Source organism: Marivita geojedonensis (assembly GCF_002115805.1).
Classification (GTDB): Bacteria; Pseudomonadota; Alphaproteobacteria; order Rhodobacterales; family Rhodobacteraceae; genus Marivita; species Marivita geojedonensis.
Genome location: NZ_JFKC01000029.1, coordinates 22922 through 38322, shown reverse-complemented (window position 1 = coordinate 38322; position 15401 = coordinate 22922). Strand labels below are relative to the sequence as shown.

Sequence of the window (15401 nt, the reverse complement as noted above, 5' to 3'; positions counted from 1 at the left end):
TCCTGACCCTAAGGCGAATTCGCCTGAAGCGGAAGAGCAACAGCGCCTGTTATCCCTTTTTTCGCGCCTGACGCAAACCGAGAGGCAGTTTGTACTGCGCGTTGTACGCGGGTTGCTTGAGTTCAATTGATCCTTCTCTCCATTGCCTCCACGATCTGCAGCAACTTCCATGCGCGGGCACGGCGCAGATAACGACCCAGCCCCGGTAACTAGCCGTGCTGGGTCCGCGCCGCGCCCACCGCCCGACCAATAAATGATTTGACTCAATTGGCCTCAGTTTGAAACTTTAGACCAAGAGCAATCAACAGGGTGGCAACAGTAGCCACACCGGCCGCGAGTACTTTTCCGCGGTCTTTGTCCGTTCGGGTTTTCAGGCCCACGGACGCAATCACCAGATCGACGAATTTGGTCAACCCCTTTGCGGGGAAGTGGATTCGTGCGAATTAATCTGTATGAAATCATTTATCGCGATCATCGTTCTGCTTCCTGTTCCAGCCTTGGCCGATGCCCACAAGTGGGGGCCTTTGGAATGCGAAGTAGTCGAATCCGCGATGCTCAGTTTCGAAGCAGCTATTGATCGGAGTAGTCAGTTAGAGCGAGCGCTACGCGGCACCGACTTTGCCAATTTCCAACGCATCGAAGGATCGCTGCCTCCAATCTCAGAAATGGATCGATCTCTTGAGTTGTTGCAACTTTTGATCGAACAGAATTGCCGCTAAACGACCCAGCCCCGGCCCTCAATAACCGTGCTGGGTCCGCGCCGCGCAGGGGGAGAAAAGGCAGTATGCCCTGCCGCGCCTTGTCGGGGTTGCTAACGTGACTCACCGACTAAGACGGATTGCTTCGACAACGTATCTGCCAGCCCGGCGCAATCAGCCGATCTCGTCATTGATCCCAGTCCACCAGTTGAAGGGCCTTTTCTGGATCGACGCCCGACTCCTTCGCCAGCGCCAGCGTTTGCACGATCGCAGAAAGCGCCCTTGAGCGACCTCCTGCATCGAACGCTTGAAGCGGTCGCATCACGTCCAGTTCGATCGGCTGGCCCAGCTTTTCGCTGCACTCCTGAGCAATCATTCCGGCGATGGGTTGGAGCGTCCATTGCGCAAGATGGCGTTGTGCCTCGCGAACAAGCGGCCCAGTGGTGGCGGGTGACGAAAGCCCCGGCAGCAGGCCAAAGGCCATGTTGATCGCGTCACGCGCCGCTTGCAGGCTTTCCCGCGTCATCGCCCGTTCCAGATCAGGCGTCACGTTATGCGGCTTCAGATCAGTCTGAGGCGTAGCGCCGCCCGCCGCGGTGACGTTCACACTTTCGCGCACTAGCACGCGCCCGCGGAATCCCCTGAATCCCCTCGCCAGCTTGTCCATGTCTGTCTCTGGATTTTCCGGCATGGGAATAACGCTCGACCCGAGCGGCGCGAATTCATAGACCTCTGCCAGCGCCGTTTCGAGTGCGTGAAGCAGCGAAGCCGTCAATCGTGCTCGACGCAATGGTGATTGTCCGACATAGGGCATGTTTACATCCGCGCCGATCTTGAAATGCAGCACCTCGCCAGCCAGCGCTGTGATTGATGTTCCGCCGCCGGTGTCGGGTAGGCCCAGACGATAGGCCACAGGCCGCGACAACCTCGTTGTCACATCCCAATCGCTTGCTGGAACAAGCTGATCTTCGATCACGTAGAACACGGCCTCACCCCGAAGCGCCAAGGCCCGTGCCGACAGCGCCAAGATGTCCGGCGTCAATAGATCGGTGCCTGAGACATCCGACAGCGACAAGCCTCCAGTCCACAATGAGACCGCGCTTTGAACGGTCCCGGTGAGTTCGGCCGAACCGTCAACACCAGCGATGTAGTCCGCTCGCGCCTGCATAATCTGCGTCGTGTAGCCGGTGCCGCTCGAGCGCGTTTCGTTTCTATCTCGTTTGTTGAAAGGCCAGATCATGGATAACTCCTGTATTTACGCAACAGATCGGCCGCGCCTGAATTGACCATTGCCCGCGCCATCCAGACCGGACTCCGCGAAAAAGATTCTTCGATCTCGCCGCCGATGCTCACACGATGCTCAGACACGCCAGCCTTGCCGGTTTCAACGGCCCAATATTCCGCAAGCCGCCGATATGCTTGATCGACCTCTGACGGGACCGGGGTCGCACCGACCGTTGCCGTGATCCGAAACGTCCCATCGCTTGGAAGGCATGGGCCTAGTGGGCCATCGTCCAGGCTAACCGCAGACCATGCACCGTCGATCCATTTTTCAGCCGTCTGAGACACCACCGGGCCGATCGGCGCCAGCCATGCATCATCGGCAAAACCAGAGACCGTCCAGATAATCTCCCGCTCTGAAAAGCGGTGCGCGATGTAGGATTCTATCCTCGCCCAGATCATATCTGGGTCCAGAGCCGCCGCCGCCGCAGACAGCCCATCCGGTGCCGCTGGATAGGTCGGTGTTGCTTCCGTTTGTCGAATAATGTCGATCATGCTCAGGCCCTCCATCGATACGCCGGAGTCGGCTTGTGAAGGCGTGTGGCCGGATCAGGCGTCCAGTTCCGCGCCTCGATCTGCGCCTCTTCGTAAGCGGCTTTAGTAACCGCTGAAACCTCCCAGAGTAGGGCATGGTTCACGACCCTAATCAGCGCGTTGCCTTCGGCTGGATCCTCTTCTTTGATCGTTTCAGCGTTTTTGACAGTTCGCTGAGGCGGCAGTCGAAAGCCCGGTGAAAGTCCGAGCACAAGACCAGCCGCGAAAGCGGCCATGAAGTCCCGCGCCCATGATGTTTCTTGGACCTCCGTTGAGATCACCGCGTCGAAGGTTAGAGCATCATCCGAGTCTTGCAGTTTGAGTGTCCCGGCTTTTCGCGATGCTAAGGGTTTGTCCCAGCGATGGCCGCTCAAGAACATGATGTTCACGTCCTCGCGCTCGACGTTGTAGGCGAACGCGCGGGGCGCAAATTCTTCTTTGCGTGGCCGGCCACCATTGCGCCCGCCGTCGCTCAACGTTGTTCGCGCACCATAGGGAAAAGTTCCGCGAAGGTGGAAACCACCCTCGCGGCTTTTGCGGACCTCTAGTCCGCCCAGAGACCCGCCCCAGAGCATCACTGAATACCTGTCAGGACTTCAAGCTGTGCCGCCCGTGAGATCGTCACGTCCATCGTGGCGAGCGCAGTCAGTCGAAGGCCACCGCTTGCTGCGTCGCTGAATGGGTCGCGGATGACGTCCACCGAATTCCACGCACCAACAAAAATCGGAGGTGTTCCGCCTGCCGATGTCGTCAGAAGCGCATTGGACGCGACCGGCGGGCCGCCAGCCGGTGCCGCAAGCGCGTTGGTCGTCATCACCACGTTGCCCGCCGGGATGTTGCGAGTCAGGCGGTCCCATTCGGTCACGCCGGTGCCGGTGTCGATGTAGGTATCATCCAGAGCCGCCCAGACCTCGGGCCGGATCATGAGTTTCACCGCCTCGGGCGATCCTGCGGCATTGGACGTCATGAACCTAACCACCGCCGCCCGGAACGCGGACCACGATGCTGCCGCGTCGATGGCGGTCTCTGTGATCGACCACGTCGCTGCGCCGGTGAACACGCCGGTGGGTTCGCCGGTCGAACCAGAGCCAAGGAATACCGCCTGATCCATCGCCTGCGCCATTGCGCCGTTCATGTCGCGCCGGACTGCCTGTTCCAGTGCCGCGCCCGACTGTTTCAGCGTTTTGCGCGTGATCCGCATCTGGACACCCAGACAGTGATCTGGGGCCAGTGGACGGTCAGTTGTCGTATAGGCCGCAGGATCGGCCACGTTACCGGTCTCGGTCGCGGCCCAGCCTGCGGACACGGCGCTTGTGACCACCGGCCATTCGACTTGTCCGCTGTTGATATTGACCATTTGAGCGCCCATCCGCGCCGCCGCAGAGGCCGGGAAAAGCCGGTCGATGATTGGACGGGTCGAAACAGGGTCCGGGGTTCCGGAGGCGATGGTTTCGCCGGCGCGGATTTCCAATGCCTGCCACGGAACCGGGAGTCCGCGATAGCCGCCCGCGCTGCGCAGTTCGGTGACGATCTCTGCGGTTTGCCCGTCGAGTTGTTTCCCTTCGTCCAGAGCCAGCGCCACTTGGCGCAGTTCAAAACCGGCCATCATATCGGACCACTCACGCTCTGAGCGAGTTTCAAGTTCGGCCCCAGCCTCGCGGCGTTCTTCGTCCTCGGCAATGAGCGCCGCGCGATAGCGGGTTTCATTGGTGCGATATTCCGAGTCGAGTGTTTCCATCGACCGGGTTTCGTCCTCGGTCGGTGTCTGTTTGCCCACCAATTCGGCAAGCTGTTGTCTGATCTCCGACTGGCGTCGGCTGATCTTTACGGATTCAAGCATTTTGTTTCCCTTTGCTCGACAGATCGCTGCATTTCGCGCAGCAAGCGTTTCCAAGCCTCACGCTTGGGGTCGGGTTGCCCTAAGCCGATCTCGATACGTGTCTTGCGGCTGTGACAGCCGGGACAGAGACAGGCCAAATTCTCCAAAGTGAACGACAGTTCCGGATGTGTCCGAACAGGCTTGATGTGATCGACCTCAAGGCGACCACGCGCACCGCACTGGACGCAGGCGAAACCATCACGACGCAGTGCTTCCTGCCTCAGCGCCTTCCACCGCCTCGTGCGCGTGACCTTCGCAGAATGTCGTTTGTATTCCTTCAGCCCCATGCGACGCGCCCCGCTTTGACAGGACCGCGCCCCATGATCCGGCTACCTTCACCGACCGCCAAAACAGCCGCCGAAACCGCATCAATGCGAGCAGTCGATCTCGATTTATCGAGGCATGGGTTCAATTGCCCATCACGCTTGCAAACAGCCCCAGCGAGCGCAGATCGCATCATGAAGGTCTCAGGTGTTGCGACATGTCGATCATAGACAGCGCGCCGGAAACGTTCTGCGTCCTCGCCGCCATCAAATGGCCCGAAGCGGCGCAACACCTGTCTTGCGTTCAAACCCGCCGCGCGTAGACCGTCCTGAATTTCACTTTGCTTGAACGTGTCGTAGCAGATCGCGTCGATCTGGTAGCCTTTGGCTTCATCGACCACGGCCTTGATCCATGACGCGACAGGCACGGTCGCATCACCCAGTGTTCGCAGCGTTCCCTCTTTTTGCATCGACAGGTAGAGGTTGCCGACGCCATCACGTTGACCCCGATCGAGCAAACCGGGCCGGGAAGGGAACCAGCCGCGAACCTCGAGCCGACCCGTCCGTGCCCAGAAAAACGCCGCCGCGCTCATGCTCGCGCTGCCACCGAGATCGAGGCCCACGACCAGCGGCCCAGCTTTCTCGGGCAGGGTGTCGGTCTCGACCCTGAGCCAATCGTCTACGTCGATCAGTGGCTCGTTCGTGGCGTCGTTTACGCGCTGATTGAGGTGGAGCAGGCGGAACGCCTGAAGTTCGTGTCCACCACGTGACATGGCTCGACGTGCCGCCGCTTGCAGTTCCCTGAGAGGTGGCGCAATGCCCGCATCAATGCCCGGGTTCGCTGCCTTGATCGCCTTTGGATCATCCGGCTTGCAGCCTGCCGGTGCACGGTGATCTTGCCGGTACGTTGTCGGTTCATCCTCGTCGAGATAACGGCTAAACGGATGTGCATCCGTGGCCGCGCTCGTCGAGATCATCAACGTCTTGCCTTGCCGCTTCAGAGCGCCGGTGAGCAACGCTGTTTCCAGTCGTGAACCTTTCGGCTCGGCCCATGAAGCCCTCTCATCGCAGATCACAAGAGTCGGAGACGTGCCAAGGATGCCAGCCCCATCTGAAGCGATGCCCCGGATTTTGTGCTCACCGTCGAGTTCGATTTCCAGCTTAGGCGAATAGCGAACCTTGATGCGCTCCTGCACTTCGTCAGGCATGGACCGGATCAGATCGAGCGCGTAGGTCCAGACCACCTCGGCCTGATCCCTCTTGCCCGCAGCGAGCAGGATTTCTCGACGCGGCTGATCGTTGAACACGCCGAACAGTTCCGCCACCGCAATCGCCGCCGTTGTCGCGGATTTGCTATTGCCGCGCGCCACACTGAGCACTGCGATGCGGATGTCGGGATCAAAGGCACCTCGGATAAATCGCTTTTGAAACGCCGCCAACTTCATCGGCTTGCCTGCGTTCCGACCGGTCGGAATCTTCAGTGTTTCGATGAATTTGATCGCAGTCGTTGCAGGTTTCATGCTGAGACCCCCGATCCGGTAATTGCGAAAGGATAACCCCGCTCCACGCCGCCGACCTCCCCCAGAAGCCGGGGCATTGGGACCAGTTTGTCGGCGGTTGTGGCGCGACCGATGAAGCACAGGACGGATTGCTCCCGATCGGCCACGACCACCCCCCGAGCGAACCATGCGGGATGCATGCTCGGGCGTTCGTGTTTATCTGCACGCCGTTTTGTCAAACCTCTGTCTCTATCTCTCTGTTCAACTGTTAATCTCTGTGTTCCTGCTCATTGGTGGGGGTTGTTGTGACGGGCATAGGACGACCAGCCCCAGCACTTGGCCGGAGTTGGTTCCCATGCCCGGCCACGGTCTTGCTCTGCTCATCGGAGCCGGGCCGCCGCTTAGGGCCTCTCTGGTCATGCGTTCCTGCCAGAAAGTTGGTGGCTACTTTCGACGCTTGAACGCTGCGCCGGGGACCGGGCTTCCACCTTTCGGACTGCCCTTTGCCTATGGTCCCGCCCCGTGGTAGGCTTCCCTAAACTGGGCCACTGTCTGCAAACCGTCCCCAGTTCCGGCCCCGCGCTGTCAAAGCGCGGGGTTCGTGTTTTCCATCGCTTTCACGGTTGATTCATGCCGACTCCACTTGGTTATTTTCCCAAGACTGAAGGTCGGAGAGACGCCAGCGGACTGTTCCCGGCGCCAATCTGATGGCTCTGGGAAAGTCGGTTAAGTCGCGATGCCAACGCCATACACTGGCACGATGAACGCCATATCGCGCTGCAACTTGCGATACTGTCAGGAAAGTTTGTTCTTTGGCCATCCAGCCCTCCGCAACAGCTACGGCGGGCAAGAAAAAAGCCCACCCTTTTCAGGATGAGCCAACCTCCGATGCAACACGGCCCACCCCAACGTTTCATTCCGTTATGGAGCGGGCGTCATTGCCCATGTTCTCGGTTTGTTTTTACGACATGTGCCAAACTCGGTCAAGCATTGAGTGACACTACATTGCCTACAGTTTCACCCCGCAAGAATTGGCTCCACGACGCCATCATGTCCCGGCGTCTTTCAAGCATGTCCGTCCGGCGATAGGCTCTCTCCACCGCAGAACCGACCTTGTGAGCAAGTGCGATCTCACTCATATCCGATGGATAGCCGCGCTCTGCCGTCCAGTCCTTGAAGGTGCTGCGCAGCCCGTGTGGCACTGCTGGGCGCTTGCTGGTAGCGTCAAGATAGTAACCGGGCTTGGCTGCTGCGATGCGCTTCATGCAGGCACTGAGAGCCGCGTCTGTCAGCTGACCACCTTTCACTGCTGGGAACACGAGATCACCGTTCGAACCGCGGCCTAAATCACGAAGCAAATCGATAGCTTGTGGCGACAACGGTACCCGATGCTCATTCGCTGTTTTCATGCGCTCGGCTGGGACGATCCAAAGGCTTGTGTCCAGATCGACCTCGCCCCAAGTCATGCCGCGCACCTCTCCGGAACGCGCTGCGGTCAGGGCTATGAAAGCCAGTGCCTTCGCCCCGGTCCCATCCCGGGAACACACATCTGCAAACCACTCCGGGGCCTCGCTAATTTTCAGTGCGGGGTGATGTTCTTTCTTCGCCAGCTTGTTCGGCTTTGGTAGGATTGCTTCAAGGTGGCCCTTCCAAATGGCCGGGTTTTCGCCAGTGCGATGGCCTGCCACGGTCGCCCACGACAAAACGGCTTCTATTCGACCGCGCAGACGGGATGCTGTCTCGGTCTTGTCCTTCCACATCGGCTCCAGCACACGCAGCACATCCTGAGTTGTGATTTCAGAAACCATCATCTGTCCGATCACAGGGTTCGCATAGTTCATCAAGGTCGAGCGCCATTGCTGCCGGTGTTTCGCATTGCTGAACTCATCCAGTTTCGTGTCCAGATACTGTTCGACTGCATCAGCAAATAGGAGGCTGCGTGCCTTAGCCGTTCGGAGCGCTGCGCGAGCGGCCTTTCTTTCCAACAGAGGGTTCTCCCCAAGCCGGATGCTCGAGCGAGCCTGTGCTGCACTCCTACGGGCGTCAGCCAACGACACCTCTGGATAGGGGCCAAGGCCCATCTTGTGACGTTGGCCCGCAATGCTGGTGCGCAGTATCCATGATCGCGCATTGGATGGTGTGATCTGAAGGTAGAGGCCATCAACACCACCCACCGGTTTCATCACGTTTCCACCGCTTCCCGGATGCACCAGACGCTTTACGTCGAGCGCGGTGAGTTCTTTGGCTTTCCTAGGCATTGCGCATCTTCCTACGTACCAAAAAGTATGTGATTGGATGCTACTCAGCGCAACCAGATGCTTCAAGTTGAAACAAGTCAGTGCGCCTTAACAGTTAGAAAGATAACATTTTTTCAACATCAAGCCATTGTTTCTCTGGGTATTTGCGACAGATATATGGCGGACATTCTCTCCCCCATGCAGAGCCTCTGACGAAGCTCCGAACCTGTACCCCGAAGGCCCTGTTGAGACGCGTCTCTCATGGTCTGAACGCACATAAAGCGTCCGTAGAGAGAGGGTAGTCGCCTGGGGTGTTCCGCCAAAAGACGGAAAGGGTCTCGGATCCGATGGGCGGGGTTATCCTGGCCAGAGATTAACCACTTGCAAATCGACCGTTCGCGCTGGCGCATGTCTTATCTTGCGTGAACGCCCATCAGGAGCTTTTGCGGATCGCCGTGGGTCTTGCGGCTGAGATAGACCAGATACGGCGCAAAGAAGAGCATCCCCAGAGGCGGCACGCAGAGGCCCAGAGCGATGCTGCGTCCGGTAAACCCTCCGCGCCATGCCATCCAGATGCCTGAAAGCACCAGATAGGCGCTGAAATCCAGATTGAACTGGCCTTGCCATGTCATCGCAAGGATGGGCGACAGGAAATGTGGGAGCAGGTTGATCCCCTCTGTGGAAATCGCCGCAATCGTGAATATGGCAAGACCTGCGGTCATGCCAATCAGGAGTGTTCGAAACGTGGTCATGCTGGATTTCCCTGTGCTTTGGTTGAGGGGTGGGCCGGGCGCCACATCGGTCCGACGATTGCCAGAAGAACAAGGATGTTCCACAACACGTTTGGCCATTGCCCCGACGTGACCGAGCCAAGGCTGTCAAACAGAAACCATGCCCATGCGCCTGTAACGACCGATCTGCGGACAGCCTCGGGAGCAAGATCGTATACCAGTGCCGAAAGCATCCAGACGGTGACACCCCAGCCGACAAGAAATCCTCCGGCCAGCGCAGAGAGGAAGCGGATTTCTTCGGAACTGTAGTCTGGAAACCCGTCAATGGGCCATGTCAGGACATCGAGGCCGAAACGCGCAGGCTCGTTGGTTGCCGGGAGTGTGGCGAGTGTCAGGACCGGACCGAAGAAGCCGATTACGACCGCTGCGATCCTGAGCCAGGATTTGTGTGTTGCATGCGTGGCCATGACCGGATCTCCGTCTTGTTGGTGGTCTCGATACGAAGCGGGATGCATCATCTCAATTACCTCGGAGGTAAGTGCACGGACGGCGCGAACAGGTTATGGTTCTGCATGAGCCAATTTGCCCAATTCCTCAAAACGTGGCGCGCGGCACGCCGGCTGAGCCAGCTTGATCTGGCGCTAGAAGCCGAGGTTTCGGCGCGACATTTGTCGTTTCTCGAGACAGGCCGCGCCAAACCGAGCCGCGAGATGGTTCTTCGCCTGGCCGAGGCGCTCCGGATGCCGCTGGATGCACGCAACCAGATGCTTACCCATGCGGGGTTTGCGGTGCGCTACAAAGTGCGGGACTGGGAGGATGCCGATATGGCTCCGGTGCGGCAGGCGATTGCCTGGCAACTGGACCGGAACATGCCGTATCCGGGACTGGCTTTTGACCGGCTTTGGACGATCCGGGCGGCCAATCCCACGGCGCTGGCTCTGTTCGGGGCGTTCGGCATGGGGGTCGGCGACAGTATGCTCGACCTTTTGATGTCCGATACCCTGCCGCAGGTTGTCGAAAACTGGCCGGAGGTCGCGCATCATGCCGCGATCCGTCTTCGAACGGAAGATGCGGCCTTGGGTGGCGTGCCGGAGTTCCACCCGGTCATCCACCATCTTGCCAATGTCGAGCAACCCGAGCGGCAGACAGCGGGGCCGGTCATTCCGACGGTTCTTCGGATGGACGGTCTGGAACTATCGATGTTTGCCACGATTTCGCAGTTCGGAACGCCCGAGGACCTGCTGCTCGACGATCTGAAGCTGGAGCTCTACTTTCCGATGGATCCGGCAACAGAGGCGGCCTTTCAGGAAATCGCGGCGCGTCACGTGGTTTGAGAGCCTGCGCGGGGTTCATCACTCAAGGCAAGTGATGCTGGCCGCATTCCCGGTAATCCCGGAAAACGACGCATCAATGTCGCGACCTCGGTAGAGCGCAGCAAGGGGCTGCGATGCACTGATCCCTGCATGACAAGCCGGGAGGATACGTGATGCAGCTCAACGCAAATGATCTGATCGACACGAAACGCTACCCGATTTCGACACCGGGATCAGAACGGGACGCGATCCTCGCGCAGGTGCGGGGAGAACTCGAAGCGCGTGGATGCGCCGTGCTCAACGGCTTTCTCACGCCTGCCGGAATTGCTGCGGCTGTGGCCGAAGCCGATGGTGTTGCGGACAGGGGGCACCGGAGTTTTTCGCGTACAAATCCATATTTCACCGCCGACGATGCCAGTCTGCCGACATCCGATCCACGGCGGCAGTTCTTTGACCGCTCGAACGCCTTTGTCCCTGCCGACAATTTCCAGCCGAACGGTGCGTTGCGGACCATATTCGACAGCCCGGGGTTCGACGAATTCATCCGAGAGTGCCTCCAGCAGCCGAAGGACAGGTTCTTTCGTTATGCCGATCCATTGGCCGATGTGATTGTGAACGCAGCCGGGGAGGGCAACGGGTTCCCTTGGCATTTCGACACCAACAATTTCACGGTGACACTGGCCCTGCAGAACGCCGAGCGCGGCGGGGCGTTCGAGTACGCGCCGATGATCCGCACCAGCCAGGCCGAGAATTTCGAAGAGGTGGCCAAGGTACTGAATGAGACCTCGGACAAGGTGATCTCGCTCGCGCTGGAACCGGGAGACCTGCAATTGTTCAAGGGGCGCTATTCGCTGCATCGGGTCTCGCCGCTGGAAGGGCCAACGACGCGCTATGTGGCGATCTTTTCCTATGTCGAAGAGCCGGGAATGGTGGGCAGCGTTGAGCGGACCCGGCAGCTTTACGGTCGAACGCTTCCCATTCACCACGAACGCGCCGGTCAGCGCGCGGATGCATTGGTCGATTGAGGCTTTGGCCGCTTTGGAGTTCCGCGCGTAACGCCGGTCACGCGGACTGAGCCGAAAAACAAAAAGCCCCGCCAGTCAGGCGGGGCTTTTCAATGGGTTGGTCAGAGACCGGATCAGTCTTCCGACTTCTCGTCCTCGTCGCCGGATGCTTCTGCAACATCAGCGGCAAGATCGTCGTCGTCGGACGTCGCAGCGCCGATATCGTCGAACAGTTCGGCGATTTCGAATTCTGCCTGTGCTTCTTCCTCGGCGGCCAGTTCCTGAATGGACTTACCGGAGGCCTGAAGCTCGGCCTCTTCGGGCGAACGTGCAACGTTGAGGTTGATGGTGACCATCACTTCGGGGTGCAGGTGCACCTCGACCTCGTGCAGACCAAGGGTCTTGATCGGCTGGCGAATGATGACCTGCTTGCGGTCGATCGAGTAGCCTTCCTCGGTTGCAACGTCTGCCGCGTCACGGGTGGTGACGGAGCCGTAGAGGTTGCCGCCATCGGAGGCCTGACGAATCACGACGAACTGCTGACCGCCCAGACGGTCGGCGAGATCTTCGGCTTCTTTCTTGGTTTCCAGGTTGCGCGCTTCGAGCTGCGCTTTCTGGTTTTCGAACGACGCGATGTTCTCTTTCGAGGCGGTCAGCGCCTTGCCCTGCAGCAGCAGGTAGTTGCGCGCATACCCGGGCTTGACGTCGACGACATCGCCCATCTGGCCAAGCTTGGCCACGCGTTCCAGAAGGATAACTTGCATGTCAGTCTCTCCTTACTTCACTGCGTAGGGCAGGAGGGCGAGGAAGCGGGCGCGCTTGATAGCACGGGCCAGCTCGCGCTGTTTCTTTGCGGACACGGCGGTGATGCGCGAAGGCACGATCTTGCCGCGCTCAGAGATGTAGCGCTGCAGCAGCTTGGTGTCCTTGTAGTCGATCTTGGGTGCATTGTCGCCCGAGAAGGGGCAGACCTTGCGGCGGCGGAAAAATGGTTTTGCAGCCATGGTTTAGCGTCCTTTCTTCAGGCGATCAGTTGCGGCGCTCGCGGCGGTCGCCACGGTCGTCTTTTTTCTGCATCTGGACCGAGGGGCCTTCTTCGTGGGCGTCGACCTTGATGGTCAGAACGCGCATCACGTCGTCATGCAGACGCATCAGACGCTCCATTTCCTGAACGGCTTCCGACGGTGCGTCGGTGCGCAGGAAGGCATAGTGGCCCTTGCGGTTCTTGTTGATCTTGTAGGCCATCGTCTTGACGCCCCAGTATTCCTGATCAATCAGCTTGCCGCCGTTGTCGGAAAGAACTGTGCCGAAATGTTCGATGAGACCTTCAGCCTGCGCGTTGGACAAGTCCTGGCGCGAGATAAAAACATGCTCGTAAAGCGGCATGTGCACTCCGTTTCTGTTCTGGCGCATTTCAAAGGACAGGGTCACGTCCTTTCGCTCCTGCCCACGAGAGACTGCGCGGTAAAAATCGATCTGCGAAAGGAGCGCTCCGTATACACGGATTGAGCGGGGAATCAAGCGCCCTGCGTGAGCGTTGTCAGGAGCGTCACAATCCTGCCCCGAACTTGCCCCGCGACCGCGCCCTGTCCGCCCCGAATTCGGCAGATTTGCCGAACAGACTGTTTCCCAGTGGTAAACGGTACAGCGGTCAGCGTGAAGCGACCGAGGAGGGACAGATGGTCCATTATGATGACAAGTATGTGCGGGGGCAAAACACGATCGGGCGTGTGGTGCGCCGTATTCTCGGGATTGCCTGCCTGATCGCGATCCCAGGCATCTGGATTGCCGTGCAGGGGGCTTTGCCCGAGGCGCGGATCATGGGGTTGGGCCTCTCGGTGGCCGTCATGGGGGTGGCCGGTCTGTGCTTCTTTGGGCGCTGAGGGGCGGTCTGCACCCCCATTGTTCAAAACGACACATATTCTGTTGAGTTTCGGCGAATTGAGCCAACGCGGCCTTGGCCCAATTAAGCGGCATCGCAACTCTCAACAGGACGAACCCATGAAAAACACACTTCTTGCCGCCGCGCTTGTCGCGCTTCCTTTCGCTGCTCAGGCTGAGCCCGAGGCGTATACGCTGGACGCCAGCCACAGCCAGATCCTCTTCTCTTACAACCACCTCGGCTATTCCACGACCTGGGGCATGTTCTCTGGCTTCGAGGGCGACATCCAGTTCGATCAGGAAGACCCGGCGAACTCGTCCGTGACCGTCTCTTTCCCGGTCCGTTCCATGTTCACCGGTTGGGAAGGCCGTTTCGAGCACTTCATGTCTGCGGATTTCTTCGGCGCGGCTGAGGACGAAATGGTGACCTTCACATCGACCGCCATCGAAGTGACGGGCGACAGCACCGCAAATATCGTGGGCGACCTGACACTGAACGGCGTGACCAAGCCGGTGACACTGGCCGCGACGCTGACCCAGACCGGCGATCACCCGATGGAAGGCAAGCCGTGGGCCGGTTTCAATGCCACCACCACGCTGATCCGCAGCGACTTTGAACTGGGTATGTTCGCTCCCTACGTGAGCGACGAGGTCGAAGTGCAGATCTCCATCGAAGCGATGAAGGTGACCGGGACCGACTCCTGATCGGTTTCAAACAGCAAGAAACGGAAAACCCCGGGTGGATCACCCGGGGTTTTTCTTTGTGTGTATGACCTGCGACATCGCAGCATGGCATCAGGTGCTTGGCGCAACGCTCCGCAATGCACTCAGGACAACCGTCACGCTGACCTCGAAACCAAGCTGGCCATCGTCCGTCATGCTGTCACCGATCCCGAAGCTGCGCCGGTCAAGCACCGTGCTGCCCTGCATCTGTGCGAGATTTCCGTCGAGAGACAGGTCAAAAGGCAGCGACACAGGATGTTCGGTTCCGCGCAGGGTAAGGGTGCCGTCGGCGATGTAGCCCTCGGCGCTGGCCTTGATCTCGGCACTGAACCGGGCGGTGGGAAACTCGCCGCTGGCAAAGTAATCCGGTCCCATGGCCTGCTGGGTGACGGATCCCAGCGTCAGCGACGTGATCGCGATTTCCACATCGACGCTGCCGGCAGGGCCGTCGGTCACGGTTTCATCGAACCGGATGTCAGCCGTCCAATCGGCAAAGCTGCCCGAGACTTCGGAGCCCATCTGGCGCACGGTGATGCCCAGAGTGCCATCGGTGACCTGCCATTCGCTGTCCACCTCGGCCAGCGCCGGGGCCTGCGCCGCCATGGCTCCGCCCTGATGATAGACGCCCAACATGGAGCCGATACCGATCGCCGCCGCCCAGACCACAGCCGCCAGAACAGGTGGCACAAGGCCGGTGTGCCGTGCGCTTGCATCTGGCGTTTGGACCGTGCGGCCCGGCAACATGCGCGCCAGCGTCTGATCCCGGTCGATCACCGCATGTTTGATGGCGCCCGCGATGTGCAGGATCAGGGAAATCACCAGCACGCGCTCAAAGACAAGGTGCAGACCCGCCGCTGTTTCGGCGACCCGCAGGGATTCGGGCACCAGAGGCAGGTTCTGCCCCAAGGGCCACCATATCGGTGCAAAGCCTTCGGTGGCCGCGTGATGCACCCAGCCTGAGAGGGGGACGAGCACAAGCGAGCCATACAGCAGCCAATGCACGATTTCGGCCAGGAGTGTCTCGATCTTGCGGTCAGGATGCAGGGGGGCCGGTTTCGGCTGTGTCATCGCCCAGGCGATACGGGCCAGCGCGACAAAGAACAGCGTCACGCCGATGGTCTTGTGGAGCGAGAACAGCCAGGCCTTGTCCGCCAGCTGATCGGCGGTGTCATAGGGCATGTCAGTTGCAATGATCCCGAGCGGGATCACGGTCAGGATGCCAAGGGCGGTCAGCCAATGAAATGTCTTGGCAACGGAACCATAGCGGGCGGTGGTGTTTGTGGCGGGCATGGGACGCCTCCAATGCGACTTTTGCTGGCACATAGCTATCGCGCCCGGCGTGCTGCGCAATCTTCGTC

Annotated in this window: 19 protein-coding genes; 5 read left to right on the top strand and 14 right to left on the bottom strand. The window is 59.6% G+C overall.

The genetic code is table 11. The features are described from left to right. Positions 1-452 precede the first annotated feature (452 nt). Positions 453-719, top strand: coding sequence for a hypothetical protein (locus tag MGEO_RS18945; protein WP_085641308.1), 267 nt, complete (start codon positions 453-455; stop codon positions 717-719). A gap of 166 nt (positions 720-885) precedes the next feature. Here MGEO_RS18945 and MGEO_RS18940 read toward each other — a convergent pair whose 3' ends face one another. From MGEO_RS18940 to MGEO_RS18890, 10 genes are all read right to left on the bottom strand, one after another. Then, complete coding sequence (locus MGEO_RS18940) at positions 886-1938, bottom strand: phage portal family protein (RefSeq protein ID WP_085641307.1); 1053 nt, start codon at positions 1936-1938, stop codon at positions 886-888. Further along, entirely contained in the window at positions 1935-2474 is a 540-nt protein-coding gene (locus MGEO_RS18935; protein ID WP_085641306.1) for a hypothetical protein, read from the bottom strand. The genes MGEO_RS18940 and MGEO_RS18935 overlap by 4 nt, the downstream gene beginning before the upstream one ends. 2 nt (positions 2475-2476) lie before the next feature. Further along, the gene (locus tag MGEO_RS18930; RefSeq protein WP_233140011.1) at positions 2477-2989 is read right to left on the bottom strand and encodes an HK97 family phage prohead protease; all 513 of its coding nucleotides are present in this window, start codon (positions 2987-2989) and stop codon (positions 2477-2479) included. Between the two features lie 98 nt (positions 2990-3087). Then, positions 3088-4353: a phage major capsid protein gene (locus tag MGEO_RS18925; protein ID WP_085641304.1), complete on the bottom strand. Its 1266-nt coding sequence runs from the start codon at positions 4351-4353 to the stop codon at positions 3088-3090. Next, positions 4338-4679 carry an HNH endonuclease gene (locus MGEO_RS18920; RefSeq protein ID WP_085641303.1) on the bottom strand — a complete coding sequence of 114 codons (342 nt, stop codon included), beginning with the start codon at positions 4677-4679 and terminating at the stop codon, positions 4338-4340. Before MGEO_RS18920 ends, MGEO_RS18925 begins: the two co-directional genes overlap by 16 nt. Beyond that, a complete protein-coding gene (locus MGEO_RS18915; protein WP_085641302.1) occupies positions 4670-6175 on the bottom strand; it encodes a terminase large subunit domain-containing protein in 1506 nt (501 codons plus the stop codon). The genes MGEO_RS18920 and MGEO_RS18915 overlap by 10 nt, the downstream gene beginning before the upstream one ends. Before the next feature lie 607 nt (positions 6176-6782). After that, a complete protein-coding gene (locus tag MGEO_RS21955) occupies positions 6783-6974 on the bottom strand; it encodes a helix-turn-helix transcriptional regulator (protein ID WP_085641300.1) in 192 nt (63 codons plus the stop codon). A gap of 163 nt (positions 6975-7137) precedes the next feature. Beyond that, entirely contained in the window at positions 7138-8478 is a 1341-nt protein-coding gene (locus MGEO_RS18900) for a tyrosine-type recombinase/integrase (RefSeq protein ID WP_332908325.1), read from the bottom strand. 326 nt (positions 8479-8804) lie between these two features. Continuing rightward, positions 8805-9143 (bottom strand): hypothetical protein, encoded by a 339-nt coding sequence (locus MGEO_RS18895; protein WP_085641298.1) that lies wholly within the window; start codon positions 9141-9143, stop codon positions 8805-8807. Beyond that, positions 9140-9589, bottom strand: a complete 450-nt coding sequence (locus MGEO_RS18890) for a hypothetical protein (RefSeq protein ID WP_085641310.1) — start codon at positions 9587-9589, stop codon at positions 9140-9142. Before MGEO_RS18890 ends, MGEO_RS18895 begins: the two co-directional genes overlap by 4 nt. Positions 9590-9694: 105 nt before the next feature. Here MGEO_RS18890 and MGEO_RS18885 point away from each other — a divergent pair, with 105 nt between their 5' ends. Together MGEO_RS18885 and MGEO_RS18880 are read left to right on the top strand one after the other, a co-directional pair. After that, complete coding sequence (locus MGEO_RS18885) at positions 9695-10456, top strand: helix-turn-helix domain-containing protein (protein WP_158091055.1); 762 nt, start codon at positions 9695-9697, stop codon at positions 10454-10456. Positions 10457-10608: 152 nt separating this feature from the next. Then, complete coding sequence (locus tag MGEO_RS18880) at positions 10609-11460, top strand: HalD/BesD family halogenase (RefSeq protein ID WP_085641296.1); 852 nt, start codon at positions 10609-10611, stop codon at positions 11458-11460. A gap of 113 nt (positions 11461-11573) precedes the next feature. Here the strand turns inward: MGEO_RS18880 and rplI are convergent, their stop codons facing one another. From rplI to rpsF, 3 genes are read right to left on the bottom strand one after another with little or no spacing between them, the layout of a single operon-like run. Further along, on the bottom strand, positions 11574-12203 hold the full coding sequence (gene rplI / locus MGEO_RS18875; protein WP_085641295.1) for a 50S ribosomal protein L9: 630 nt from the start codon (positions 12201-12203) through the stop codon (positions 11574-11576). Positions 12204-12215: 12 nt separating this feature from the next. Beyond that, on the bottom strand, positions 12216-12443 hold the full coding sequence (rpsR, locus tag MGEO_RS18870; protein ID WP_008328567.1) for a 30S ribosomal protein S18: 228 nt from the start codon (positions 12441-12443) through the stop codon (positions 12216-12218). A 25-nt stretch (positions 12444-12468) separates the two neighbouring features. Next, positions 12469-12825, bottom strand: a complete 357-nt coding sequence (gene rpsF / locus MGEO_RS18865) for a 30S ribosomal protein S6 (RefSeq protein ID WP_085641309.1) — start codon at positions 12823-12825, stop codon at positions 12469-12471. A gap of 293 nt (positions 12826-13118) precedes the next feature. Here rpsF and MGEO_RS18860 point away from each other — a divergent pair, with 293 nt between their 5' ends. Beyond that, entirely contained in the window at positions 13119-13322 is a 204-nt protein-coding gene (locus MGEO_RS18860; protein ID WP_085641294.1) for a hypothetical protein, read from the top strand. Positions 13323-13440: 118 nt separating this feature from the next. Then, positions 13441-14025: a YceI family protein gene (locus MGEO_RS18855; RefSeq protein WP_085641293.1), complete on the top strand. Its 585-nt coding sequence runs from the start codon at positions 13441-13443 to the stop codon at positions 14023-14025. A 90-nt stretch (positions 14026-14115) separates the two neighbouring features. On the opposite strand, the gene MGEO_RS18850 is transcribed toward MGEO_RS18855, so the two are convergent. Further along, positions 14116-15333 (bottom strand): cytochrome b/b6 domain-containing protein, encoded by a 1218-nt coding sequence (locus tag MGEO_RS18850; RefSeq protein WP_085641292.1) that lies wholly within the window; start codon positions 15331-15333, stop codon positions 14116-14118. Positions 15334-15401 lie beyond the last annotated feature (68 nt).